Source organism: Dolichospermum sp. DET69 (assembly GCA_017355425.1).
Taxonomy (GTDB): Bacteria; Cyanobacteriota; Cyanobacteriia; order Cyanobacteriales; family Nostocaceae; genus Dolichospermum.
This window is the reverse complement of record CP070233.1, coordinates 740,518-765,841: the sequence shown is the minus strand read 5'-3', so window position 1 is coordinate 765,841 and position 25,324 is coordinate 740,518. Positions and strand designations below refer to the sequence as shown.

Annotated in this window: 22 protein-coding genes; 13 read left to right on the top strand and 9 right to left on the bottom strand. The window is 38.0% G+C overall.

What is annotated here, in order from left to right:
* Positions 1-51 precede the first annotated feature (51 nt).
* The 4 genes from EZY12_03690 to EZY12_03675 all read right to left on the bottom strand — a co-directional run bounded on the left by EZY12_03690 (position 52) and on the right by EZY12_03675 (position 4,314).
* A complete protein-coding gene (locus EZY12_03690; GenBank protein QSX68804.1) occupies positions 52-1,494 on the bottom strand; it encodes an ABC transporter substrate-binding protein in 1,443 nt (480 codons plus the stop codon).
* A gap of 129 nt (positions 1,495-1,623) precedes the next feature.
* Entirely contained in the window at positions 1,624-2,478 is an 855-nt protein-coding gene (ntrB, locus tag EZY12_03685; protein QSX68803.1) for a nitrate ABC transporter permease, read from the bottom strand.
* Positions 2,479-3,301: 823 nt separating this feature from the next.
* Entirely contained in the window at positions 3,302-4,000 is a 699-nt protein-coding gene (gene rnc / locus EZY12_03680; GenBank protein ID QSX68802.1) for a ribonuclease III, read from the bottom strand.
* Between the two features lie 86 nt (positions 4,001-4,086).
* Positions 4,087-4,314, bottom strand: coding sequence for an HNH endonuclease (locus tag EZY12_03675; GenBank protein ID QSX70499.1), 228 nt, complete (start codon positions 4,312-4,314; stop codon positions 4,087-4,089).
* Between the two features lie 532 nt (positions 4,315-4,846).
* On the opposite strand from EZY12_03675, the gene EZY12_03670 reads away from it, so the two are divergent.
* Complete coding sequence (locus EZY12_03670) at positions 4,847-5,263, top strand: XisH family protein (GenBank protein QSX68801.1); 417 nt, start codon at positions 4,847-4,849, stop codon at positions 5,261-5,263.
* Positions 5,251-5,586, top strand: a complete 336-nt coding sequence (locus EZY12_03665) for a XisI protein (GenBank protein QSX68800.1) — start codon at positions 5,251-5,253, stop codon at positions 5,584-5,586. The genes EZY12_03670 and EZY12_03665 overlap by 13 nt, the downstream gene beginning before the upstream one ends.
* 45 nt (positions 5,587-5,631) lie before the next feature.
* On the opposite strand, the gene EZY12_03660 is transcribed toward EZY12_03665, so the two are convergent.
* Positions 5,632-6,348: a GUN4 domain-containing protein gene (locus EZY12_03660; GenBank protein ID QSX68799.1), complete on the bottom strand. Its 717-nt coding sequence runs from the start codon at positions 6,346-6,348 to the stop codon at positions 5,632-5,634.
* Positions 6,349-6,645: 297 nt separating this feature from the next.
* On the opposite strand from EZY12_03660, the gene EZY12_03655 reads away from it, so the two are divergent.
* From EZY12_03655 to EZY12_03635, 5 genes are all read left to right on the top strand, one after another.
* Complete coding sequence (locus EZY12_03655) at positions 6,646-8,067, top strand: NADP-dependent isocitrate dehydrogenase (protein QSX68798.1); 1,422 nt, start codon at positions 6,646-6,648, stop codon at positions 8,065-8,067.
* Between the two features lie 94 nt (positions 8,068-8,161).
* Positions 8,162-8,623, top strand: coding sequence for a DUF4079 domain-containing protein (locus EZY12_03650; protein ID QSX68797.1), 462 nt, complete (start codon positions 8,162-8,164; stop codon positions 8,621-8,623).
* Positions 8,624-8,824: 201 nt separating this feature from the next.
* Positions 8,825-9,118, top strand: coding sequence for a type II toxin-antitoxin system RelE/ParE family toxin (locus EZY12_03645; protein QSX68796.1), 294 nt, complete (start codon positions 8,825-8,827; stop codon positions 9,116-9,118).
* 12 nt (positions 9,119-9,130) lie between these two features.
* A complete protein-coding gene (locus tag EZY12_03640) occupies positions 9,131-9,430 on the top strand; it encodes a HigA family addiction module antidote protein (protein ID QSX68795.1) in 300 nt (99 codons plus the stop codon).
* Between the two features lie 231 nt (positions 9,431-9,661).
* Positions 9,662-9,889, top strand: a complete 228-nt coding sequence (locus tag EZY12_03635; protein ID QSX68794.1) for a hypothetical protein — start codon at positions 9,662-9,664, stop codon at positions 9,887-9,889.
* A gap of 1,410 nt (positions 9,890-11,299) precedes the next feature.
* Here EZY12_03635 and EZY12_03630 read toward each other — a convergent pair.
* Positions 11,300-12,154, bottom strand: coding sequence for a CPBP family intramembrane metalloprotease (locus EZY12_03630; protein QSX68793.1), 855 nt, complete (start codon positions 12,152-12,154; stop codon positions 11,300-11,302).
* A gap of 63 nt (positions 12,155-12,217) precedes the next feature.
* A complete protein-coding gene (clpS, locus tag EZY12_03625) occupies positions 12,218-12,499 on the bottom strand; it encodes an ATP-dependent Clp protease adapter ClpS (protein ID QSX68792.1) in 282 nt (93 codons plus the stop codon).
* 644 nt (positions 12,500-13,143) lie between these two features.
* On the opposite strand from clpS, the gene EZY12_03620 reads away from it, so the two are divergent.
* The gene (locus tag EZY12_03620) at positions 13,144-13,500 is read left to right on the top strand and encodes a hypothetical protein (GenBank protein QSX68791.1); all 357 of its coding nucleotides are present in this window, start codon (positions 13,144-13,146) and stop codon (positions 13,498-13,500) included.
* A gap of 76 nt (positions 13,501-13,576) precedes the next feature.
* Here EZY12_03620 and EZY12_03615 read toward each other — a convergent pair whose 3' ends face one another.
* A complete protein-coding gene (locus EZY12_03615) occupies positions 13,577-13,774 on the bottom strand; it encodes a hypothetical protein (protein ID QSX68790.1) in 198 nt (65 codons plus the stop codon).
* A gap of 627 nt (positions 13,775-14,401) precedes the next feature.
* Between EZY12_03615 and EZY12_03610 the strand changes: the two genes are divergently transcribed.
* The 3 genes from EZY12_03610 (at position 14,402) to EZY12_03600 (ending at position 22,889) form a co-directional block, all read left to right on the top strand.
* Positions 14,402-17,005 carry a TIGR03960 family B12-binding radical SAM protein gene (locus tag EZY12_03610; protein QSX68789.1) on the top strand — a complete coding sequence of 868 codons (2,604 nt, stop codon included), beginning with the start codon at positions 14,402-14,404 and terminating at the stop codon, positions 17,003-17,005.
* 1,064 nt (positions 17,006-18,069) lie between these two features.
* On the top strand, positions 18,070-20,208 hold the full coding sequence (locus EZY12_03605; GenBank protein ID QSX68788.1) for an Rne/Rng family ribonuclease: 2,139 nt from the start codon (positions 18,070-18,072) through the stop codon (positions 20,206-20,208).
* A gap of 1,994 nt (positions 20,209-22,202) precedes the next feature.
* Entirely contained in the window at positions 22,203-22,889 is a 687-nt protein-coding gene (locus tag EZY12_03600; GenBank protein QSX68787.1) for a ribonuclease HII, read from the top strand.
* Between the two features lie 31 nt (positions 22,890-22,920).
* On the opposite strand, the gene EZY12_03595 is transcribed toward EZY12_03600, so the two are convergent.
* A complete protein-coding gene (locus tag EZY12_03595; protein QSX68786.1) occupies positions 22,921-23,517 on the bottom strand; it encodes a DUF1997 domain-containing protein in 597 nt (198 codons plus the stop codon).
* Positions 23,518-23,625: 108 nt separating this feature from the next.
* Here EZY12_03595 and pheA point away from each other — a divergent pair, with 108 nt between their 5' ends.
* Positions 23,626-24,489, top strand: a complete 864-nt coding sequence (gene pheA, locus EZY12_03590; GenBank protein QSX68785.1) for a prephenate dehydratase — start codon at positions 23,626-23,628, stop codon at positions 24,487-24,489.
* 78 nt (positions 24,490-24,567) lie between these two features.
* Entirely contained in the window at positions 24,568-25,305 is a 738-nt protein-coding gene (locus tag EZY12_03585) for a G-D-S-L family lipolytic protein (GenBank protein QSX68784.1), read from the top strand.
* Positions 25,306-25,324: the final 19 nt, after the last annotated feature.

Sequence of the window (25,324 nt, the reverse complement as noted above, 5' to 3'; positions counted from 1 at the left end):
CGCAACCCAACAAAGTTTTGATCATATTGAGTTGTAGACTAAAGACATTTTTCAAGACATAAAAAACTGAGAGGGAGCGTTAGCACGAATATCAAAACTATGAAGATATCCTACAGGATCACTAGGATCAAATCCTTTCTTATCTATAAATACCTCTGGTGGTTCAACTTTGTAATCATCCTTGGGACATTCAATTCCCATTTCTGCGGCTATCTCTCTATATAAATCCGTTCTCCAACCTTTTGCCGCTACTTCTTCGGCGTTTTGAGGAATTTCTTTAATTTGTCCCCAACGGGCTGCTTGAGTCATTAACCAAATACTGCGAGAACGCCATAAAAACGTCGAATGTTCGCCAATTTTGTGGGGAATATTATTAGGAAGATCGTAAAAAATTGTCGTATCATCTGCTTTAATAGTGCGGTCTTTACCATCAAAACCACCATAATTATAATTGCCAATAATTCCCGGTCCAGTAAACTTAGTAATGGGAACACCTGGCTTTTTAGGTTTTGCCCCCGTAAATGATCTTTGGGTGAGTAATTCGGCTACTTCTTGACGATTTTCCGGTTTGCTACAATATTGACAAGCTTCAATCATTGCTTTTACCAAAGAACGGTAAGTTTTCGGATAATTAACAATAAAAGATTCCATTACTCCCAGAAGTCTATCTGGGTGTCCGTACCAAATTTCCTTACCTTGAGCAAAGGTAAAACCAATACCTTGATTCCCCGTAATTGCTCTAGTATTCCAAGGTTCGGCAACCATGTAAGCTTGCATTGAGCCAATTTTCATGTTTGTCACCATTTGCGGTGGAGAAACAATGATTACCCGAAACTCTTTCAGAGGATCAACACCAGCAGCCGCAGATAGATAACGGGCAAAGTATTCATAAATGGCAGAACTGAGGACTACAGCCCAAACTTTCTTTTCTGGGGGTTGTTTGTCAAAATAACCGCGAAAGTCTCGCCCAAAGGCTTCTAACGCCCCATCACCGTATTTTTGCTGATATTCAAACCAAGGACGGATGCCATAGTCCCACATATCCTTACTCATGGTCATGGCGTTACCATGTCGGTGAATGGTCATTGCTGCACATAGGGGAGCATGACGCGCACCTTCTGCACCGATTCTAGCATTGGTGACTGCACCAGAGACGACGGGGGAAGCATCGAGACGACCAAAAATCAATCCGTCGCGGGAGGTAGCCCAACTGGCTTCACGGTTGAGATTGACATTTAAGCCATATTTGCGGAAGAATCCTTTTTTCCAAGCGATCGCAAATGGCGCACAATCATTTACAGGAACATAACCAACAGTAATGTCCGATTTTTCTAAATCTTGGGATCTAACTACTGGTATCACAGCTAAAGCTTCTTCTGTGAGTCCTTTTGCAGACCTATCTCCAGAAATAGCACAGGATGATAAAAATAAACCTGCTGTAGTCGCACCTATTCCTGTAATAAAATCTCTGCGAGTTAAATAATGTTCACTCATCTCTTTTTATTATTTGGGATTTTGTAAAAGTTGCTGTATCTATCATTGGAAAATTGATATAGCCTTTCCTAGTTCATAGAAGTACAAATTTATCTGCGTTTATCTGCGTTCATCATCTTCTATCTGCGTTTAAATCTTTAAACTTCCTGGACGGTGAGTAACTAATTCTTGAATTTTGCCCACACCATAATCTAAAATCAACCCAGTTAACCCAATTACAAACACAGCTAAAAATACAGAACTGAGATTTAAACGACTCCATTCGTCCCAAACAAAAAATCCTATTCCCACACCACCAGTGAGCATTTCCACTGCCACAATTACCAGCCAAGCTATCCCTAAACTAATTCTTAAACCTGTGAAAATATAGGGCAAACTAGCAGGTAAAATAATTTTGGTTATTTGTCTCCAACGGTTCATCTCTAAGACTTGTGCTACATCTAAATAATCTTTGGGAACACTAGAAACTCCTAAAGCTGTATTAATAATAGTTGGCCAAAGAGAGGTAATGAAAATCACGAAAATTGCCGAAGGATCTGCTAAATTGAACAAAGACAAAGAAATCGGCAACCAAGCTAAGGGTGAAACTGGTTTGAAAATCTGAATAATCGGATTAAAAGCCAGCATTGCCGGTCTGGACATTCCGATCAAAAAACCCAAGGGAATGGCCACTAATGCACCTAAACCAAATCCTAATATTACCCGTCGTAAACTTGCTAATAACAACCAACCAATTCCTAAATCACCTGGACCTCTTTCATAGAATGGATGTAAAATATAGTCCCAATTAGCAATTAAAGCTTCTGGCGGTGTGGGTATTAATTCATGATTAGCTAATGCTACCAACCACCACAATAAAATAATTCCTAAACAGCCTAATGCTGGATATAAGAAAGTATCTTGAAAAATTACAGGTTTGGTTTTTCTCCAAATAGCTGTTCCCGCGACTGCAACAATGGCAGCTAAATTTAGTTGTAATATCATTTATTTTACCTCAACAAAAGAATAGGACATCAAATCTTCAGGCATTTATTGACATTTTCTGACAATAGGTTCATAATATTATGAATATGCGAGAGTTTTGTAGTTAATTTAAAGTCAATAAATATTTTGAGTAACTGTAATGGTTCCAAATAGACTTGAATGGCTACAAAGAAAATAAACTGGATTAAGCTGACTTACTCAATTATAAATAATATTTCTGAAAAATAGTAAGTCGTGGGCAATGCCCACCCTACGATAATTCAAAAATTAAATATCGGTTTGATAAGATGATAACATTTATGTACAGTAATAACCTCAGTATTGACAATGAATATTATTTACTTTGTTACTGGATTTTATAAGAGCATCCGGTAAGCGTAAAACTCAGTGTCTTTAGACCTGAGATATAAGCGACTCGTGCGGTAATAAAGCGCATAGAGTTTTTCTTTTTGTAAAGATTGGTTAAAGTACATAAAGAGTTATCGCCTTTGTACTTAATGGTGTTACACTGTTCACAACAGGAACGGTAATCAACCTGTCTAAAAACCTAGCTGCCTAATGGCAATCTGTACCTTGACTCTTGTTGATATGGGGTTCTATTCCATAGTTCTAGTGACTGCCCTCCGAATAGGTAAAATCTTCATGGGAGCTAGACGACACAGGATTTAAATTCAATCAAAATTTGCAGCAATGCAACTACCTCGCCCGCTGGAGGAAAGTTAACGCTTGGGGAGAGAACCACCTCTGACTTGGATACCGCAAGGGGTCTAAGCTAAGTGGACTCGTTGAACCAAGAATCTCAGCGGCTTTAGCCCTGAGAGTGTCAATTTAACAAACCCTGTTTTTCCAATTTAGCTAAGGCATCTTCAGCAGCAGCTTTTTCTGCTTCTTTTTTATTGCGTCCTTTACCTGTTCCGTGCAATTCGGATATTCCATTAACTACTTCAAATACCTCAGATACAAATACTGGTGCATGAGAGGGTCCGTCAACTTGTTCTGTAACATATTTAGGAGGAGTTGTGTTACCTTGCGCCTGTACCCATTCTTGAAAGCGATTTTTAGAATCTACATTTGAACGAATTTCCACAATGTGTTCTGAGGCAGAATCAAATAATTCTTTAACTATGGGACGCAGTGGTTCAACATTACAATTATTATCTAAATAATAAGCACCAATTACAGCCTCAAAGGTACTACTGAGTAAATTAGGATTGTGATATCCTCCATCTAAAATTGCCCCTTGTCCTAACCTCATTCTAAAATCTAAACCTATTTCAATGGCAAATTTTGCTAATTGTTTTTCTTCTACTAATGCAGAACGACGACGAGTTAATTCATCTTCTCCTTTTTTGGGGTGAAGACGATAAAGGTATTCTCCACTGAGGAAGTTGAGAATAGCATCACCCAAAAATTCTAAGCGCTCGTTATGTTCCCCTTCTTCTGGTTTTTCGTTAACATAAGAACGGTGGGTTAATGCTTGACGGAGGAGTTTTTCATTTTGGAATATGAGAAGTTTGTGCATTTTGATGTTTAATCTTATTTGTGAATTATATGGAAGGGCGGGCAAGATGCCCACCCCACAAGATTACAATCTGAAATTTTTAGGTGTTACTTAATCTTTACATTTGGTGGAAACAGGCTATTTCCACGAAAACGGTTACAAGTTAAACAAGCTAGTCTTAAGTTTTCTAAAGAATTAGAACCACCACAACTTTTAGGACGAAGATGTTCAATCGTCAATTCATTTATTGACATTGACTTACCACACCACCAACAATAAGAACCATATACATTAGAAAGTTTTTGCTTCTTGCTGTGTTTTTGTTGACTATTCATGTAAATTATTTTCCGTTGATTTTTTGTCAACAACTTCAACAAATCACACGTCTATAGCAATATAACTAGATGAAATAAAAACTACAAAATTAGTTTTATCTCATTTAGCTTCTCTACGTTAACCAATTTCAGTGTTAACCAGTTTAAGTCTGAGCAACAGAATTCAGAAAATACACAAAGGTTATTAATTTATGTAATTCTTCCTGATAAATCCTGCCTTATTCCTTCGATTGAATATTTATATTTTAAATATTCAATCGAAAGAATAAAGCAAGACTTGTCAGAAAGGAATTCTGCTGCTGAGACAATAACCGACGCTTATGCGTTAGGTATCGCTTAAGATTGCATTTGTTAAGTAGTCCTATTTTTTAGGATAAACGACTTACTCTCAGATGTCAAACCCTATTTTTGTAAAGAATTGTAAAATTTACAACTTAAAATACCCATTTGAGCTATTCCGGGGATTTGGGTGAGGTTTGTGCATAGGGAATATTATTATAATAATAGGTAAAGAAGACTAAATTTTAAACCAATGCCTGCTAAAGATATTTTTCATGTTGCTGTTAGGAAAGGATTAGAAAAAGAGAATTGGGTAATCACAGATGATCCTTTGAGGATTGAAGTTGGTGATGTAGAAATGTATATTGATCTTGGGGCTGAGGAAATTTTAGCTGCTGAAAGAACTGGAGAAAAAATAGCAGTTGAAATAAAGAGTTTCACCGGTACATCTAATATTTCTCAATTTCATACAGCAGTTGGCCAGTTTTTTAATTATCGTTTTGCATTAGAAGAGAAAGAACCAGAAAGAGTTTTATTTTTGGCTGTTCCTTTAGGAGTTTATAGTGCTTTCTTTCAATTGCAATTTATCAAAACAGTTGTTCAGCGTTCTCAACTTAAAATCATTGTTTATGATCCGATTCAGGAGGCAATTGTAGAATGGAAAAACTAAAGCAATATCAAAATTATGTTCAACAAGTTATCAGAGAGTATGCTCAAATAGGTTCAACTAAGGACGAGATTGAACAACAACTGATTTTTGATCCTGTTGGTAATCATTATCAGTTAATGTATGTTGGTTGGAAAAACAGACGCAGACAGCATGGTTGTGTTTTACATCTTGATATTAAAAACGACAAGATTTGGATACAACATGATGGAACTGAAATTGGTATTGCAGATGAATTAGTTAAATTAGGTGTACCAAAAGAAGATATTGTTTTAGCTTTTCATGAACCTTTGATGAGGCAATATACAGGTTTTGCAATTGGTTAATTTTAATTTCAGATCCCCGACTTCTTTGAGAAGTCGGGGATCTAACTACTTATTCCAAGCCGGATGACACAGTAAAGAAGACATCACCCGCACCCCCCGCAGTTGATTAGAGAGAGGTAGATGACCTCTAGGGGCGCTTAAATCCCAGGTAAAGCTGTTCGGGTATCTAGTCCAGGTATTGCCATCCTTCCAGCCAATTTTTGGCCAGAGATTCACCCAATTTTTACTTAAACCTAACCAAATTTCGCGCTGTACAGAAAAGCCAAATTTACCTTCTGAGTGAACTACCCAGAGTTGATTAATGGTACGTAAGTCTTTAATTGGAAAATTTTCTACTTCTGTAAAGTACAGCCATTTTCTTTTTACTGCTTGAGAACCAGCCGCTTCACACATCTTCTGAATTGTCAAGAGGTCCGCTGCTTGAAAATCTTGATTTACCAGTAACTTTTGCAAAGAATTGTAACTGATCCCACAGTCCGATTTTAGAGGTACAATTCCTTCAGGAAAGTTAGTTTGTAGAAATTCTTGATCTGTCAGTGCATTAGTATTGTAGATGACTTGGTAGACTTTGCCATCAATCCAAGTTGCTGGGGTATCACGACGTTTCAGCAAAAATTCCTTCAACACATCTAACCCATCATTACCCAAGTCAGCTAACTGCGGGATGATTTGTTGTTGGACTTTTTCGGACCCAGCGATTAACTTTTGGCGAAGGGAGTCGAGATCATTTGTAGTGCCTGATACAATCATTGGGTCTGTCATGCCATTACTCGTGTTAGCGTGAGCGTAAATAAACTATCTATTGCTATCGGTTATTCTACAAAATGAATTACAAATAGCGAAAAATAGTTAACGGAATCTTGGGTAAAGTTGGAAAGCCCCTGAGTATGTATCTAAAAAAATCACTCATGGTGGCTTGAGTGCAATCCTAGCCAACAATACTTTATCAGGTAAGGAGTTACAGAATCCAGGGGTTACAGTAATAATTTGATGTTTGAGGGCGCAGGCCCTGCGCCCCTACGGAACTGGTGAATTTCTTCTATTTGGAATTTGTGAATTATGTACGAAAAGATTACTCCTCCCACTACCGGCGCAAAAATTACCTTCAAAAATGGTGAACCGGTTGTTCCTGAAAATCCGATTATCCCTTTTATTCGCGGTGATGGTACGGGTATAGATATTTGGCCTGCTACGGAAAAGGTGCTTGATGCAGCAGTAGCAAAAGCGTACAAAGGTAAAAGGAAAATTAGCTGGTTTAGGGTCTATGCTGGTGATGAAGCTTGTGAGTTATATGGCACATATCAGTATTTGCCCCAAGATACATTAACGGCTATTAAGGAATATGGCATAGCTATTAAAGGACCTTTGACTACTCCAGTTGGTGGGGGAATTCGGTCTTTAAATGTGGCATTACGCCAAATTTTTGACCTTTATACCTGCGTGCGTCCTTGCCGATATTACGCTGGTACTCCTTCTCCTCATAAAACTCCTGAAAAACTGGATGTAATTGTTTATCGGGAAAATACGGAAGATATCTATTTGGGGATTGAGTGGAAACAAGGTAGTGAAATAGGCGATCGCCTGATAAAATTCATAAATGAGGAATTGATACCCGCTACCCCAGAACACGGTAAAAAGCAAATTCCTCTGGATGCGGGAATTGGTATCAAACCCATCAGCAAAACCGGTTCGCAGCGGCTTGTGCGTCGCGCTATCAAACACGCCTTGTTATTGCCCAAAGATAAGCAACAAGTCACCTTGGTGCATAAAGGCAATATCATGAAATACACAGAAGGCGCTTTCCGGGATTGGGGTTATGAACTAGCCACCACGGAATTTCGTCAAGAAGTTGTCACAGAAAGAGAATCTTGGATTTTGAGTAATAAAGAGAAAAATCCCCAGATCACTCTAGAACAAAATGCCCATGAAATTGATCCTGGTTTTGATTCCCTGACACCAGAGAGAAAAGCACAAATTGTCAAAGAAGTAGAAACAGTTCTCAATACAATTTGGGAAAGCCATGGAAACGGCAAATGGCCAGAGAAAATCATGGTCAATGATCGCATTGCTGATAGTATCTTTCAACAAATCCAAACTCGTCCAGATGAGTATTCCATCCTGGCAACAATGAACCTCAACGGTGACTATTTATCCGATGCTGCTGCTGCTATCGTTGGCGGTTTAGGCATGGGTCCAGGGGCAAATATTGGCGACTCCTGCGCGATTTTTGAAGCTACCCATGGTACAGCACCAAAACACGCGGGGTTAGATAAAATTAACCCCGGTTCTGTGATTCTTTCCGGTGTCATGATGCTGGAATTTATGGGTTGGCAAGAAGCCGCAGATTTAGTTAAAAAAGGATTAGGGGATGCGATCGCCAATGGTCAAGTTACCTATGACTTAGCACGGTTAATGGAACCACCAGTAGAACCATTAAAGTGTTCTGAATTTGCTGACGCAATCATCAAACATTTCGGTTAATTTCACGGATTTCAGATACCCGACTTCTTCAAGAAGTCGGGTATCTATAAGTATGTTAAACTGAATAAGTGACTTTCCTAGACTGAACTGTTTTATGCACCTACCGTCTTTTCTATGGTTATGGAAAATAGCCGCCTGGTCAATGGGGTTATCTTTACTGGCTTATGTATTTTTAGCAATCACTGGTATTTGGATGTTACGGGTCAGAACCACTGGAGAAAATCCTTTAGGGGTTGTACTACCTTGGCAACCTTCGCAAATGCGATCGCTCCATTATATAATTGGCATAACTATGGTTAGTCTTGTTTTACTACTCCTAGCCGTTGGGATTGTTGGTACATTGGGACACTTTGGTTCATTAGGACATTCACCACATTTAGTCGCTGGGTTAATAGTTGTCATTTTAGTTTTAGTATCTGCATTTGGTGCCACTCAAATTAGTACCGGAAAGCCTTGGGCTAGACCATTACATCTTAGTTGTAATTTCTGCTTATTATTAGGATTTGGTTGGGTATCTCTCAGCGGTTGGACTGTGGTGCAAAAGTATTTACCTTAATTCTCAGTTTCCACCATGCTTCTGTTGTGTCTGGGAAACTGTGCAGACCACACACAAATAATTTATCCTGAAAATCCTGATTCAGCCCTTGACAAAATTCTCAGTTTCAATTACACTTATGTTAAGAGTGGAAAAGTGTGCGCCCATATATAAGGTTTTCATTTATCAAATTATTTAAAACAGTAAAACCAACGTTCATAAATGATTCATACTTTCAAAAATTTGGGTACGCAAGATATTTTTGATGGTAAAGATTCTAAAGCTGCTCGAAAAACCTGTCCCTCATCCCTTTGGAAGCGTACAATTCGTAAACTAGATCAGTTAGACTCAGTTACAAGTCTAGAAGATTTAACAATTCCCCCAGGTAATTGTCTAGAAGCATTAAAAGGTGATAGAGAAGGTCAGTATAGTATTCGTATTAATGATCAATATCGAATTTGCTTTTTTTGGCGAGAATTAGGGGCAGATGCAGTGGAAATTGTAGATTATCATTGAGGTATTACATTTATGAAAATCCCAACCCATCGTCCTCCTACCCATCCTGGAGAAATGTTATTAGAAGAGTTTATGATTCATGAGGGTTTAACACCCCAAAAAATAGCTGAGTCTATTGGTGTTACAGAACAGCAAATTGTAGATTTAATCGCAGGTAAACAGCATATCACACCCAGTTTAGCACTGCGGTTATCCAAGTTTTTTGGCATATCTGTTGATTTCTGGATGAATTTACAAGTTCGCTGGGATCTATATTATGCTCAACAAGCAGAAGCAGAATTTCTGAATACAATTAATCCTTTTGTCGCTTGAATGTCTGAATCAGGATTTTCAGGATTTACAGGATGTGATGGAAAGATTGTTTTTGAGGAAGTGGTGATTTTTTTTGTCTGAATCAGGATTTTCAGGATTTAAGGATTTACAGGATGTGATTGAAATATTGTTTTTGGGAAGTGGGGATTTTTTTGTCTGAATCAGGATTTTCAGGATTTAAGGATTTACAGGATGTGATTGAAATATTGTTTTTGGGAAGTGGGGATTTTTTTGTCTGAATCAGGATTTTCAGGATTTAAGGATTTACAGGATGTGATTGAAATATTGTTTTTGGGAAGTGGGGATTTTGGGAAGTTGGGATATTTTACAGCACTTCCCGATGTTATGAGGTACAAGAACCCCACCCCCAACCCCCTCCCCGCAAGCGATGAGGGGGCTAAGATGTACCTCATAAGAGCGGAAACCGCTGTAAAGGTGTTGTTTTATGCTCTTCTTTAGATGATTAGTTTACAGCATTTTCGCAATTACCAATTACCCATCTTGAAAATTCTTAAATCCTGATTCTGACAAAATCATTTCCAAAATCCCAACAAACAATCATTAAACAACATCCTGAAAAATCCCAACTTCCCACAAACAATCATTAAACAACATCCTGAAAATCCTCAAATCCTGAAAATCCTGATTCAGACAAAATCATCTCCAAAATCCCCACAAACAATCATTAAACAACATCCTGAAAAATCCCAACTTCCCACAAACAATCATTAAACAACATCCTGAAAATCCTCAAATCCTGAAAATCCTAATTCAGACAAAATCATCTCCAAAATCCCCACAAACAATCATTAAACAACATCCTGAAAAATCCCAACTTCCCACAAACAATCATTAAACAACATCCTGAAAATCCTCAAATCCTGAAAATCCTAATTCAGACAAAATCATCTCCAAAATCCCCACAAACAATCATTAAACAACATCCTGAAAAATCCCAACTTCCCACAAACAATCATCCAGCAACATCCTGAAAATCCTCAAATCCTGGATATCCTAATTCAGACAAAATCATCTCCAAAATCCCCACAAACAATCATTAAACAACATCCTGAAAAATCCCAACTTCCCACAAACAATCATCCAGCAACATCCTGAAAATCCTCAAATCCTGGATATCCTGATTCAGACAAAATCATCTCCAAAATCCCCACAAACAATCATTAAACAACATCCTGAAAAATCCCAACTTCCCACAAACAATCATCCAGCAACATCCTGAAAATCCTCAAATCCTGGATATCCTGATTCAGACAAAATCATCTCCAAAATCCCCACAAACAATCATTAAACAACATCCTGAAAAATCCCAACTTCCCACAAACAATCATTAAACAACATCCTGAAAATCCTCAAATCCTGGATATCCTAATTCAGACAAAATCATCTCCAAAATCCCCACAAACAATCATCCAACAACATCCTGAAAATCCTCAAATCCTGGATATCCTGATTCAGACATTGACAAAGTTCTCAGTTTCGACTATGCTTATGTTATAGGTAGAAAAGTATGCGCCCATATATATAAGGTTTCCACATACAGTATTTATCCAAAAAGAATTCCGCTTAACTATAATTTCGTATTGTCCTCTTTTGAGTAGTTGCCCTGGGGTAAAATAAGCCATAATAAAATTTAAATTGTCTGAATCAGGATGTCCAGGATTTAAGGATTGACAGAATGAAGAGGAAAATAATTATGTTGGTGGTTGAAAAGCCTATATATATGGGCGCACACTTTTCTACCCATAACATAAGGATAATATAGGCTTTGAGTTTTGTCAAGTCTTAATGATGATTTTAGTGATCTTGAATTAAACTGCGTTTACTTTGAACCGCATAGTTTTTTCTTAATCAGGTTTTATGTTCAAATTCTATACTCTTCCCTGTCACCTGCTGTTTACTCCCTATCCACCAAGCCAACCCACCCATAAATAATACCCCCATAACTCCCTGCAAAGGATTATTATTTACACCAGTTATCCAGTCAGGAACTTGACCCGAATATTGGGTTAATTGTCCCACATTAATAATGTAATAACCCCAAACTAACCCACCATGTAAACCAATAGGTAAACCCAAACGTCCCCGTCGCCAACGTTTTCCCCATACCTGCGTTAACCCCAACAGCACTAAAGCTGGAAATTGGGGTAAAGTATGAATAATTGCCGCCAAGGGCTTAATAAAATGGGATACAGCAAATAAAATTGCATTTATCCCCAGAGCGGTATTTAATTTATAATCTCGTTGTAACTCATCCAATAACCAACCGCGAAATAGTAATTCTTCTGCAAACCCCACACCCAAACTCACTAATAAACCTTCTAAAATTATTTTGACTAGAAATACTTGAGGTTGTTGCCATACCAACCAACCTAACATACCTTCTAAACCAAATAAAACTAAAACAGTAGTTAGTCCAATCGCTAACCCCCGCAACAAATCTACACCATTAAGGCGCGTAAATTCCAACCCATAATGGCTGAATATTCCTGATTGCAGATAAACCTTTTTACCCCAAACATTCAGTAAAAAAATAAACTCTATATACAATATAACCAGAGTCAAAATACTTTCTAAATTAGTATCTTCGACCAGCCAATAAATTGGTGCAGCTAGAGGTAGCCATAAAAACAATAATGCCAATATAAAACAAACCAGCCGCACCGGGACAGGAAATTTGGTCAGTTGAGTTAAATTAATTTTCATAAATTAGTCAATTATCATCAGTCAACAATACACTGCTAATGACCAATGACTCATGACCAATATCTATTCATCAGGTTCAATCGTACTGCTTAAACCATGATTGTTGAGGGTTTCAGAATAGAACTCCGCGTGTTCCTGAGCGCAAGTAATAACTAAAGCTAACCCATTCTGGTGAGCTTCCATCATGATACTAACAGCTTGTGGTTGGGTGATGCTATTAACCGTAGTCATTAGCACTTGTACCACGTACTCCATCGGGTTATAATCATCGTTATGGAGCAAGACGCGATACCGAGGCGCAAGCTTGCGGGATGTAGAACGCTTCTCAATAGTTTCGACTGACACGATTCTTTGCTCTTTTATTGTTGATTTACTAGAATATCCGGTAAGCGTAAAGCTCAGTCCCTTTAGGGCTGAGATATAAGCGACTTGAGTGACTTTAGTCACGTAAGAAATTAACTGGTCGCAGTAGATGTGATATAATGGAAGCAACTCCATAATTTAAGTATAACTAAACAGCGTAAAAACTTAACTAAATTTGTTAAGTGCGTAGTCATACCTAACGGTATTGCAGTTTAGGAAAGCTAGATTTGGTAAAAGATAAAATGTCAATATCGAGTACGGTAGGGCATACCGGAATTAACGCTTTAGGAGAATCGACCTCTATTTTTGCTGGAGTAATCCTGCTTAAACAAGTCGGCTCATTGATTAAAGAATCTCAGTGTCTAAAGACAGTGAGAGTGTCAATAGAATACAGTTCCTGTCGAGCATTTGCTTAACAGTTATTCACTTCAGCATTACCGTATTTTTAGTTTAAAATACTTTTGGCGTTGACTAGAAGTTTTTTCCTAGGACATCATAACACAAACAAAAGAAATTTTTAATTGCTCAGGGGGGAGAAAAATTTTTCTTTGGGTTCTATCTCCTCACTAGGGACTGGAGTTATTAAAATTAAGGAAACTGCAACACAGTCACTACTCCAGATAGTTATGGATATCAGCCCAAAATTTCAACCAGGACAAATTGTATCCTTGGACTATAGCAATCAGAATCTTTATGCAGAAGTTATTGAAATAGTGGTTTCCCGTCAATTGTGCTGGGTGCGTCCTTTACTGCTTGTGAACTCCACCCAGGAATTACCACTTGTGATTGATTTACGAAATGTGTCTGATTTGTTATGGCCACTAGATTTATTTAGACCAGCTCTAGATACGGAAGTTATTGCTTTTTTAGGGCAACTTTTTGCCACAGAACTCAAATTTGAGCCTGATTTACTAGCTAAAAAACAATTTAATTTATTTATTCATCAACTGTGGCAAGCACACCAGCGAGGACAAGAGACATAAGTAAACTTGGTTGTATAGGTAATAATAAGAACAATGGAACGCTAGTAAGTAGCATTGATGCCTTGTAGTACAAGAATTATCCCCAGGTAGGAACTAACTGCACCCTGCCAGCGTCCATCTCTGCCATTAATAATTCTAACGCTTCATAGTCAACATCTGAGATATGACCTAGCTTTGTTAATTCTGAGTTAATCTCATTTTCTATTTCTGGCGTTAATTTGCGGATATACAAGGCTTTTTCTACCAACTGACGAATGACATATCGAGTTTTCATAAGAAATAAACCAAAGTGCAGTTACTAGTCATTATCTAGGAAAATGTTGGGTATAAAAGGTGATTTATGCCTCTCTACCTTTGTGATTTAGATCACTACTAAACAAGCAAGAGCAGTTATTCAACCATTCTGTTTTTGTCAACGACACGAATAAAAATCAGAGTTGACAACTACAGAGAAATTTAACTGAAACCACCTTCAATCCTAGCTTCAGCAAGAGTAACCGCTATAGCTACAGATAATTAATCTGCATTCAGGAGGCATAAGTAGATTGTTTTTTAACTTGCTAAAAAAAAATGTATATATAAGTACATTTTATCATGGACTTATGACAATCTTTAAATAAACCTAGTCAAGCCATAAAGATTGAGTAAAGAGACTTCACACTTATAGCCAAGTGAGAAGAAAAAAGTTTATCTTCAGAAAAAGCGCAAACCTACATTTGTAAAAGCTTATCCGAGAATGTCGCCATGCTAACAAATCCAACTGATCCTAAAATTCCTCTAAATTTGCGCCTCTGAGCGAAACCAAATTTATAGCTAAAATTATTTAACTGCGATCAAAATCTCTAATTAATGCTAATCTAGGGGGGTTAGCTGTAATTTAGGGTAGCTAGAAGATAGCAAAGTGGCTGTTTTAGTTGAACAATTAATCACACCGGATATTTTAAAACCTGCCCGTTACCTGGGTAACGAGCGTTTAGCAGTCCATAAGCCTTGGGATACGGCAACAATCCGCTGGGTGCTGACATATCCAGAAGTCTATGAGGTTGGAGCATCAAATTTAGGGCATATCATCTTATACAATATTTTGAATGCCCAACCTCGCCAGTTATGCGATCGCGCATACTTACCAGGGGCAGATTTAGCCGCTAAACTTCGCACCACGCAGACACCCCTGTTTGCAGTGGAATCTAAACGGTGGTTGACAGATTTCGATATTTTAGGCTTTAGTCTCAGTTACGAATTAGGATGCACCAACATTTTAGAAATGTTGGATTTAGCGAGAATCCCTCTGACCAGAGAAGAGCGGTTACAGGGAAATTACCCGCTGATATTTGCCGGTGGACAAACAGCAACATCTAACCCCGAACCCTATACAGATTTTTTCGATTTCATAGTTTTGGGAGATGGTGAAGAACTACTGCCCGAAATTGGCTTGGTTTTAGAAGAAGGGAAAAAATCAGGATTGAATCGTCAAGAACTATTACTCGACTTGGCGCAAATCCCTGGGGTATATGTACCACAGTTTTATGAAATGGGTGAAGGAGGGGCTGTATATCCCCTGCGTCCAGACGTTCCCAAACGAGTTCTGAGAAGGGTAGCCACACCCATTCCTGCTTATTCTATTGGCTTAGTCCCCTATGTAGAAACAGTTCACGACCGTCTAACTATTGAAATTCGTCGCGGTTGTACCCGTGGCTGTCGCTTTTGTCAACCAGGAATGTTGACTAGACCGGCGCGGGATGTCGAACCGGAAAAAGTGGTAGAAGCTATAGAAAAGGGAATGCGGGAAACTGGTTACAATGAGTTTTCCCTCTTGTCTTTGAGTTGTTCCGATTATTTAGCCCTACCAGCGGTGGGGATGGAAATTAAAAATCGCTTAAAAAATGATAATATTTCCTTAACTTTACCTAGTCAAAGAGTAGATAGGTTTGATAAAAATATTGCCAATATCCTGGGAGGAACACGCCAAGGTAGCTTAACCTTTGCTCCGGAAGCAGGTACTCAACGGATGCGGGATATTGTCAATAAGGGTTTGACTAATGAAGAATTGTTAAGGGGAATCAAAACAGCTTGGTCACAAGGCTGGGATAAAATCAAGCTGTATTTCATGATTGGTTTACCCGGTGAAACAGATACGGATGTTATCGGGATTGTAGAAACGGTAAGCTGGTTAAAGCAAGAATGTTGGGAAAAGGGCAGAAGATCACTGAATTTTACTTTGACCATTTCTAACTTTACTCCCAAACCCCATACTCCCTTTCAATGGCATTCAGTTTCCACCACAGAATTTGCGAGAAAACAAAACCTACTGCGACAAGAATTTCGGGGGATGAAAAATGTGAAAGTAAATTTCACTGATTTTCGCATCTCCGCCATGGAAGACTTTATTGGCAGAGGCGATCGCACTTTGGGGAAAGTGTTACGTCGAGCGTGGGAACTGGGTGCAGGCATGGATTCTTGGTATGATAATGTAGATACAGCATTTACAGCTTGGGAAACAGCCATTACCGAAGCCGGTCTAGACTGGAAATATCGTCAAGTCGAAAATGGCGAGTGGAATCTATTTGCTACCGACAACAAGGAACAAGAAACCCTATCAGCTCTAGATATTCCCTTACCTTGGGATCATATTGATACTGGCATTGATAAAAAGTGGCTGCAAGAAGACTTGCAACGCGCTTTAGAAGCGGCAATTGTCCCTGATTGCTCTTTTGAAGGTTGTTCTCATTGTGGAGTCTGTGGCACTGATTTCGGTCATAATATTGTTATGGCTGCACCACCCATTCCCAGCTTTGCCGGTGATTTTGTTCCCAACACCACCAAAGCCCAACGATTGCGAGTATGCTTTGGCAAACAAGGGGATATGGCTTTAGTAAGTCACTTAGATTTGATGCGCCTATTTGATCGAGCTATGCGCCGTGCCAGTTTGCCTATCACATTCACAGGTGGTTTTCATCCTGGACCGAGGATTTGTCTAGCCAGTGCTTTAGCTTTAGGTGCTACCAGTAATGGGGAAATCGTTGATTTTGAATTGACCCAAGCAATTGATGTAGCAACTTTTCATGCCCAATTAGTTAAGCAACTACCTACTGACATTCCTGTATATGATGTGGTAGAAATAGATATCAAATCTCCTTCTGCTACCCAATCTCTGGAAGCAGCCGAGTATTTACTCACAGTGTCTACAGCCCAAAGCGAAGGACAACTTGCCCAATGGCAAGATTGGATTGAAACTATTAGAAATCAAGAGGAGATTTTATCGGCACATACAACCAAATCAGGTAAGCAACAATTAATAAATCTGCGCGACCGCTTGTGGGAGATAGAATTAATATCAGCATCTCACGGAGAATTAGACTCAACAGCAGTATTGCGTTATTTGGGTAGTTGTCGTCCTGACGGTGTGATCTTGCGTCCTGAGCAAATATTGTCTATGCTAGAAATTGTGGCTAATGTAGAATTTCACCTCTTACATATCCACCGCAAACGTCTAGTTATCGAATAAATTGCTAGTAGTTGCCAAAAATTAGTAGATTGTAGGAATTGATTTTTAGCACGGTTGCGTTAGAATAGTAATCGAGAGAAATTTTCTGGTGCTGCATTGCATGATTTGATTCATTACCTGTCATATCTACAGGAACGAAGGCCAAGATATAAGAGTGTAAGTTCTAAGATTGTATCCCAGATAAACTCTGCTGCTGACTACAAACGACTCTCTCTATATCTACCTTGGGAATCAATCACTAACAATAGCCTTCGTCAACTTCTCCATTGATTGACTACATTCTATCACTTAAATAAGACTTGCTTTTATAGCGAGCTTTTATGCAATTGCTACAAATGCAAGTGTGTTTGATTGTAAAAAATACCACTTAAGTATTGACAGAGATTATCAGCCTGGCCAAATTCTTGTAAAGATGACCTAGTAAGTTATCTGCACCTAGCTAGACTTTCTAGTAAAAACACGGATATTGAATCCAGTGATAAAGGCAGATTTTGCTGCGTCACTCGATTTTGGATTTTGGATTTTGGATTTTGGATTGACTCCACCAAACAAGTGTAGAAGCTCGAAAATTTTAGATTTGGGATTGACAATTTTTCCGTCGGAGCATGACGGGGCTTGTACCAAATTTTTTTAATCTAAAATCTAAAATCTAAAATCTAAAATTCCCTCCGTCAGCGGATGGTAAACCCAAAAAAAACCGTGTCTAGATGCAGAGGTTTATCACAGAGTATGTGCTATTTAATTGTAGTCAACTTTACTTAATGAAGCGTTAATTTTGACATAGATATCTACGGATATCCAAAGTTTAAATAGCAGCGTATAGTATAGGAAATCAGCCAAGGTCGGTTGATGGAAGTGCTTAAACTATATCCAGCTATTCAGGAATAATCCGGCGTGTAAACGCAATCACAGTATCATTAGCTCTTCATAACTTTGCAGAGCTACTCAAATTGCCAATTTTTATTACTAGTAGCGTCTTGTAGCAGCGACCGTAAGGACAAGCGGGATATATAGAGAACTTCCTTGTAATTCCCAGCGGTGCTGCCAATTTTTGAGGAAATTGAATGCCAAAACAAATTATCATCGCGGAGCAGCATCAAATTGCTGCTGTATTTTCGGAAGATCAAATACAAGAACTTGTTGTAGCTACGGGTCATCACCAAATTGGTGATATCTATTTAGGTGTAGTAGAAAATGTATTACCTGGGATAGATGCGGCTTTTGTAAATATCGGCGATCCAGAACGCAACGGTTTTATTCACGTCACTGACTTGGGTCCACTGAGGCTGAAACGTAGTGCAGCAGCGATTACAGAACTGTTGATACCACAGCAAAAAACCTTAGTGCAGGTGATGAAAGAGCCAACTGGATCAAAAGGTCCCCGGCTCACAGGTAACATCACCTTACCCGGACGTTATGTAGTGTTAATGCCCTACGGACGGGGTGTAAATTTATCAAGACGGATTAAAAGTGAGAATGAGCGTAACCGTCTGCGGGCTTTAGCAATTTTGGTGAAACCAGCCGGAATGGGTTTACTAGTCCGCACAGAGGCAGAAGGTAAACCAGAAGAAGCAATTATTGAAGATTTAGAAGTGCTGCAAAAGCAATGGGAACTTGTTCAGCAAGAAGCTGTATCCTCCCGTGCGCCAGCCTTGCTTAATCGTGATGACGACTTTATTCAGCGCGTTCTCAGAGATATGTATGGTGGTGATGTGAATCGCATTGTTGTTGATTCCAGCACTGGCTTAAAACGGGTGAAGCAGTATTTACAAAACTGGAGTGGTGGACAAACACCCCAAGGATTGCTGATTGATCATCACCGCGATCGCTCACCAATTTTAGAATACTTCCGCATCAATGCGGCTGTCCGCGAAGCCCTAAGACCGAGAGTAGATTTACCATCAGGTGGTTATGTCATCATTCAACCCACAGAAGCATTAACCGTCATAGATGTTAACTCCGGTTCTTTCACCCGTTCTGCAACTGCTAGAGAAACAGTGCTGTGGACAAACTGTGAAGCAGCGGCGGAAATTGCGCGTCAGTTACGGTTGCGAAACATTGCCGGCGTGATTGTGGTTGATTTCATTGATATGGAATCCAGACGCGATCAAATGCAAGTTTTAGAACACTTTAACAAAGCTCTCAAAGCTGATAAAGCCCGTCCGCAAATTGCCCAACTAACTGAACTAGGTTTAGTTGAACTTACTCGTAAGCGTCAAGGCCAAAATATTTATGAATTGTTTGGTGAAACTTGTCCTACTTGCGGCGGTTTAGGACATACCGTCAGATTACCAGGAGAAACGGAAAACCGCTTACCTATACCCGCTGCGGACATCCAAGAGCGGTTTGCACCGATGCCGCAAAAGGAATCACGGCCAGTTACCCGTATTCCTGATATTGGTAGCGTTACACCAGCCATACCACGAGATACTTATGATGGATTTGGAGATGGATTTGACAGCGAATCGGAATTTAGCTCCGCAAATCTAATTAATCATCCTAGCTATCAAGACTTAAATGATAGCAAGCGCCGTACCCGTACCCGTCGTAGCCGTATTGGTGTGAATGATGCGAATGGTAAGGATGAAACCCGCTTAACTAACAATCCTCTCAGTTTTGTTAATGATGCAGATTTAGACTTAGAAGAAGCTGAAATATCATTACCAGAAATCTCCCCACCGACTATTAATAAATCAGGTTGGACAGAAAGGCCAGAACGGGCAAAAGTTAAATTAGAACCAATTAAGGTAGAACCACCGGAGATTATTAATGTCGAAATGTCGACAAAAGAACAAGATACATTTGCGGAAATGGGAATTTCTCCTTTACTTAAGTTAGATCGGGAAGGAAAAAGTACAAGATCGGTGATTATCAATGTTGTTCAACCAGGACAATCACCTATTGAGGAAGCTGAATTTATCCCCGAACTAATTGTTACTGAAAAGACAATTCCTGAAATTGTTTCCATTAAATCACCGACACCAATATTTGAGCCAGAAGTAGAACCTTATTTCCCACCATTAGTAATAGTCCCAGAATTGATAATAGTTCCAGAGGAAAAAGAACCTGAAACAGAAGTTGAAATAGAAACTGAAACTGAAATAGAAACTGAAATAGAAACTGAAACTAATAATAGCTCTATTCCTAATCGTCGTCGCCGTCGTCGTTCATCAGCCTTAGATACAGATGGTTTTGGACTATGATTTTGATGATCTAAATGATTTTTATGATTAAGAAATCACACAAATCATTTAGATCATCAAGATTACACAAATCAAACAAATCACCAAAATCATAATTCCGACGAATAATTTCTAAACTGTGATTGATTTGATTTATGTGATTTTGATGATGAATAAGTCAAATCATCCAAATCAAACAAATCACCAAAATCATAGTTCCGACGAATAATTATCTGAACTGTGATTGATTTGATTTATGTGATTTTAATGATGAATAAGTCAAATCATCCAAATCAAACAAATCACAAAAATCATAGTTCCGACGAATAATTATCTGAACTGTGATTGATTTGATTTATATGATTTTGATGATGAATAAACCAAATCATCCAAATCACCAAAATCATAGTTCCGACGAATAATTATCTGAACTGTGATTGATTTGATTTATGTGATTTTGATGATGAATAAATCAAATCATCCAAATCAAACAAATCACCAAAATCATAGTTCCGACGAATAATTATCTGAACTGTGATTGATTTGATTTATGTGATTTTGATGATGAATAAGTCAAATCATCCAAATCAAACAAAGCACCAAAATCATAGTTCCGACGAATAATTATCTGAACTGTGATTGATTTGATTTATATGATTTTGATGATGAATAAACCAAATCATCCAAATCACCAAAATCATAGTTCCGACGAATAATTATCTGAACTGTGATTGATTTGATTTATGTGATTTTGATGATGAATAAGTCAAATCATCCAAATCAAACAAAGCACCAAAATCATAGTTCCGACGAATAATTATCTGAACTGTGATTGATTTGATTTATATGATTTTGATGATGAATAAACCAAATCATCCAAATCACCAAAATCATAGTTCCGACGAATAATTATCTGAACTGTGATTGATTTGATTTATGTGATTTTGATGATGAATAAATCAAATCATCCAAATCAAACAAATCACAAAAATCATAGTTCCGACGAATAATTATCTGAACTGTGATTGATTTGATTTATGTGATTTTGATGATGAATAAGTCAAATCATCCAAATCAAACAAATCACCAAAATCATAGTTCCGACGAATAATTATCTGAACTGTGATTGATTTGATTTATGTGATTTTGATGATGAATAAGTCAAATCATCCAAATCAAACAAATCACCAAAATCATAGTTCCGACGAATAATTATCTGAACTGTGATTGATTTGATTTATATGATTTTGATGATGAATAAACCAAATCATCCAAATCACCAAAATCATAGTTCCGACGAATAATTATCTGAACTGTGATTGATTTGATTTATGTGATTTTGATGATGAATAAGTCAAATCATCCAAATCAAACAAATCACCAAAATCATAGTTCCGACGAATAATTATCTGAACTGTGATTGATTTGATTTATGTGATTTTGATGATGAATAAGTCAAATCATCCAAATCAAACAAATCACCAAAATCATAGTTCCGACGAATAATTATCTGAACTGTGATTGATTTGATTTATGTGATTTTAATGATGAATAAACCAAATCATCCAAATCAAACAAATCACAAAAATCATAGTTCCGACAAATAATTATCTGAACTGTGATTGATTTGATTTATGTGATTTTGATAATGAATAAGTCAAATCATCCAAATCAAACAAATCACCAAAATCATAGTTCCGACGAATAATTATCTGAACTGTGATTGATTTGATTTATGTGATTTTGATGATGAATAAGTCAAATCATCCAAATCAAACAAATCACCAAAATCATAGTTCCGACGAATAATTATCTGAACTGTGATTGATTTGATTTATGTGATTTTGATGATGAATAAGTCAAATCATCCAAATCAAACAAATCACCAAAATCATAGTTCCGACGAATAATTATCTGAACTGTGATTGATTTGATTTATGTGATGTTGATGATGAATAAATCAAATCATCCAAATCACCAAAATCACCAAAATCACCAAAATCATAGTTCCGACAATGAAGAAAACACCCTGGGATAATTCAAATTGGTTAGAGTTTTCTACTTACTCAAATATACAGGGTGCAGTTGGGGGTGTAGATGAAGTAGGACGAGGTGCTTTATTTGGTCCTGTAGTTGCAGCGGCAGTTATATTACCAGTAGAGGCTTTATCAATACTGATGATAGATGACATTAAGGATAGTAAAAAGTTGTCTAGTTCTCGCAGGACTAAACTGGCTGAAAAAATTAATACTCTGGCTTTAGACTGGAGAATTGGTTATGCGACAACGGCGGAAATAGATGAGTTGAATATTTTACAAGCAACTTTATTAGCAATGAAGCGGGCTGTACTGAAGTTGCGGGTAAAACCAGAACTGTGTTTGATTGATGGTAATCAGTTGGTGAAGAATTTACCAATACCACAAGAAACGATTGTCAAGGGTGATGAGAAATCCCTGAATATTGCCGCAGCTAGTATCATGGCCAAGGTGTGGCGTGATGATTTGGTGCAGCGGTTAGCTTTAAAATATCCTTTGTATGATTTGGAAAACAATAAAGGTTATGGTAGCCAACGTCATTTACTGGCTCTCCAAAAATATGGACCTTCACTTCTACATCGTCAATCTTTTCGTCCTTGCCAAATTCTCTCCTCGACTAAATTGTCAGAATCAGGATTTTCAGGATTTAAGGATTTCCAGGATTAAAGTTGGGATTTTATTACCAATGACCACTTACTCAAAATTCAAGATTTGTAATATGGCTTGCGCTATCAGGAATGTTATGATCAATCTCCGTGTTACTAGCTTCTTGGATACCCCAATGCCGATAATCTTCTAGAAGGTGGTGTAACAATCTTTGCTTAATTGTTAACAACACACTTTTGAGTAATCCATTACCTGTAGTTTCTAAAATTGATTTGGGTGTAAAGGAAAATGGTTGCGGTATGTCTACCAAAACTTCTAAATCAGCTTTTCCTTGGAGGTGAGTTTCACTATTGAGTTCTACTGGTGACAAATAGCCTTTTAAATTGAGAGCAAACCTTTGGTTAATATACTCAAAACCCAGGATTTCACAGCCGAGCGATCGCAAATAAATTGTCCCACTAGTATCTGCCCAAACTCTCATGTCTACAGTTGGTTGAATACTCAGTGACATAAAAGACAGAGGACGCATTTTTAACCGAAATACTTCATCAGAAAGTTGTTGAATTCTTGTATTATCAACTAGGGCATTTACCAAACGTTGAGGCTGACGTAGGTAGTGTTGAATGGGAATAGATTGCTGAGGAACGGAAATTTCCACCGATTGAGAGGCAATAAACTTAGTAGCCATGAGCAAATTAAACCATTTGTTTTTTTATTGTAATATTTTTTAACAATTTAAATTGCCAAAAATCAAACTCTTATTTTATTATTCATCAAACTCATCAAATTTAAACGCATGAATCTGAAAATTGCTCATTTAGGTCCACCGGGAACTTATGCCGAACAAGCGGCTTTTTTTTATCTCAACTGGTTAAACACCCACCAGGGCATTACTTCTCAAAAAAGTTTTGAACTATGTCCATATTCGACAATTGCTCAATCACTACAAGCCATAACAGACAAAAAAGCAGAAATAGCTGTTGTTCCTGTGGAAAATTCTATTGAAGGCAGTGTCAACATGACACTAGATAGCTTATGGCAATTAGATAGTTTAAAAATTCAATTAGCTTTAGTTCTACCAATTCAACATACATTAATTTCCTTTGCAACTAGTTTAGACTCTATTAAAACTGTATATTCACATCCTCAGGCCCTAGCTCAATGCCAGGGATGGTTATCACAGTTTTTACCAAATGTCAATTTAATTCCGAGTAATTCTACTACTGAAGCACTACAAGGATTAGAAGAGGAAGTAACAACAGCAGCTATATCATCTAGCAGAGCTGCACAACTGTATAATTTACCTATTCTCGCTAGGGAAATTAATGATTATCCAGAAAACTGCACTCGGTTTTGGGTAGTTAGCACGGAGGAAAATAATACTATTGATTGTACTCATACATCTCTAGCCTTCAGTGTACCAGCTAATATACCAGGGGCATTAATGAAAGCGTTGTCAGTGTTTGCTTGTCTGGGTATTAACCTGAGTCGAATTGAATCGCGTCCCACAAAACGTTCTTTAGGAGAATATTTATTTTATTTGGACATAGAAGCAGATGTGAATGCACAGATGATGAAATCTGCTTTAGAGGAATTACAAAATTATACAGAAATCTTGAAAATCTTTGGTAGCTATAGTGTGTTACCAATCATTCTGTAAAAAGATCATAAATACACCAGATAATAGTGTAAAAATATAGAGTATCTTTTCCAAATATCCATTATATTGCTGTTGAAAATGCCAAGTTTCCAGACTTCTATCTCAATGCAATTATCTGTATCGCCAAAACTTTGTCAACCTTTAAAAATTGTTGCCTTGGGAGATAGCTTAGTATATGGATACGGCGACCCAGAGAAAGGCGGTTGGGTAGAACAACTGCGACGGTGGTGGATGTTACCGGACAGTGTGGGTCATGTGCTTTATAATTTGGGGGTTAGGGGCGATCGCACACAGCAAGTTGCCCACCGTTTAGAAGCAGAATTTCGTCACCGAGGAGAAATCCGTAATCGTGTCCCTGACTTAATTATTTTATCTGTCGGTGTCAATGATACACCTCGATTAAGAAGTCCCAACGGCAAAAATTACACAGATTTTAGTCAGTTTGAACTAGAAATCGCCACATTACTAGATCAAGCCAAACAACTTTGTCCTGTGCTATTTGTGGGGATGGTTCCCGTAGACGAAACCAAAATGCCTTTCCTTGACTGTCTATTTTACAATCACGCCGACCAATATCGCTATAAAGAAGCAACACGCCAAGCTTGTGAACAAAGACAAATTCCCTACTTAGATATTTTTGATCAATGGATGCAACGTAGTCAAGCTTGGAGAAGTGAACGCATTACCAGCGACGGACTGCACCCCAACACTCTGGGCTATCAAGACTTATTAGAAGCCGTACTCAACTGGAGAGAATTGGCACAATATCATTGTCAAGCTGACTATGGGGCAGAATTAAAAATTGGTAATCGGTAATTGGTGATTGGGAAGGTAT

Bases quoted from the DNA above. Each gene is read 5' to 3' on its own strand.
- EZY12_03690 (QSX68804.1), bottom strand. From the start codon at position 1,494: ATGAGTGAACATTATTTAACTCGCAGAGATTTTATTACAGGAATAGGT.
- ntrB (QSX68803.1), bottom strand. From the start codon at position 2,478: ATGATATTACAACTAAATTTAGCTGCCATTGTTGCAGTCGCGGGAACA.
- rnc (QSX68802.1), bottom strand. From the start codon at position 4,000: ATGCACAAACTTCTCATATTCCAAAATGAAAAACTCCTCCGTCAAGCA.
- EZY12_03675 (QSX70499.1), bottom strand. From the start codon at position 4,314: ATGAATAGTCAACAAAAACACAGCAAGAAGCAAAAACTTTCTAATGTA.
- EZY12_03670 (QSX68801.1), top strand. From the start codon at position 4,847: ATGCCTGCTAAAGATATTTTTCATGTTGCTGTTAGGAAAGGATTAGAA.
- EZY12_03665 (QSX68800.1), top strand. From the start codon at position 5,251: ATGGAAAAACTAAAGCAATATCAAAATTATGTTCAACAAGTTATCAGA.
- EZY12_03660 (QSX68799.1), bottom strand. From the start codon at position 6,348: ATGACAGACCCAATGATTGTATCAGGCACTACAAATGATCTCGACTCC.
- EZY12_03655 (QSX68798.1), top strand. From the start codon at position 6,646: ATGTACGAAAAGATTACTCCTCCCACTACCGGCGCAAAAATTACCTTC.
- EZY12_03650 (QSX68797.1), top strand. From the start codon at position 8,162: ATGCACCTACCGTCTTTTCTATGGTTATGGAAAATAGCCGCCTGGTCA.
- EZY12_03645 (QSX68796.1), top strand. From the start codon at position 8,825: ATGATTCATACTTTCAAAAATTTGGGTACGCAAGATATTTTTGATGGT.
- EZY12_03640 (QSX68795.1), top strand. From the start codon at position 9,131: ATGAAAATCCCAACCCATCGTCCTCCTACCCATCCTGGAGAAATGTTA.
- EZY12_03630 (QSX68793.1), bottom strand. From the start codon at position 12,154: ATGAAAATTAATTTAACTCAACTGACCAAATTTCCTGTCCCGGTGCGG.
- EZY12_03620 (QSX68791.1), top strand. From the start codon at position 13,144: ATGGATATCAGCCCAAAATTTCAACCAGGACAAATTGTATCCTTGGAC.
- EZY12_03615 (QSX68790.1), bottom strand. From the start codon at position 13,774: ATGAAAACTCGATATGTCATTCGTCAGTTGGTAGAAAAAGCCTTGTAT.
- EZY12_03605 (QSX68788.1), top strand. From the start codon at position 18,070: ATGCCAAAACAAATTATCATCGCGGAGCAGCATCAAATTGCTGCTGTA.
- EZY12_03600 (QSX68787.1), top strand. From the start codon at position 22,203: ATGAAGAAAACACCCTGGGATAATTCAAATTGGTTAGAGTTTTCTACT.
- EZY12_03595 (QSX68786.1), bottom strand. From the start codon at position 23,517: ATGGCTACTAAGTTTATTGCCTCTCAATCGGTGGAAATTTCCGTTCCT.
- pheA (QSX68785.1), top strand. From the start codon at position 23,626: ATGAATCTGAAAATTGCTCATTTAGGTCCACCGGGAACTTATGCCGAA.
- EZY12_03585 (QSX68784.1), top strand. From the start codon at position 24,568: ATGCCAAGTTTCCAGACTTCTATCTCAATGCAATTATCTGTATCGCCA.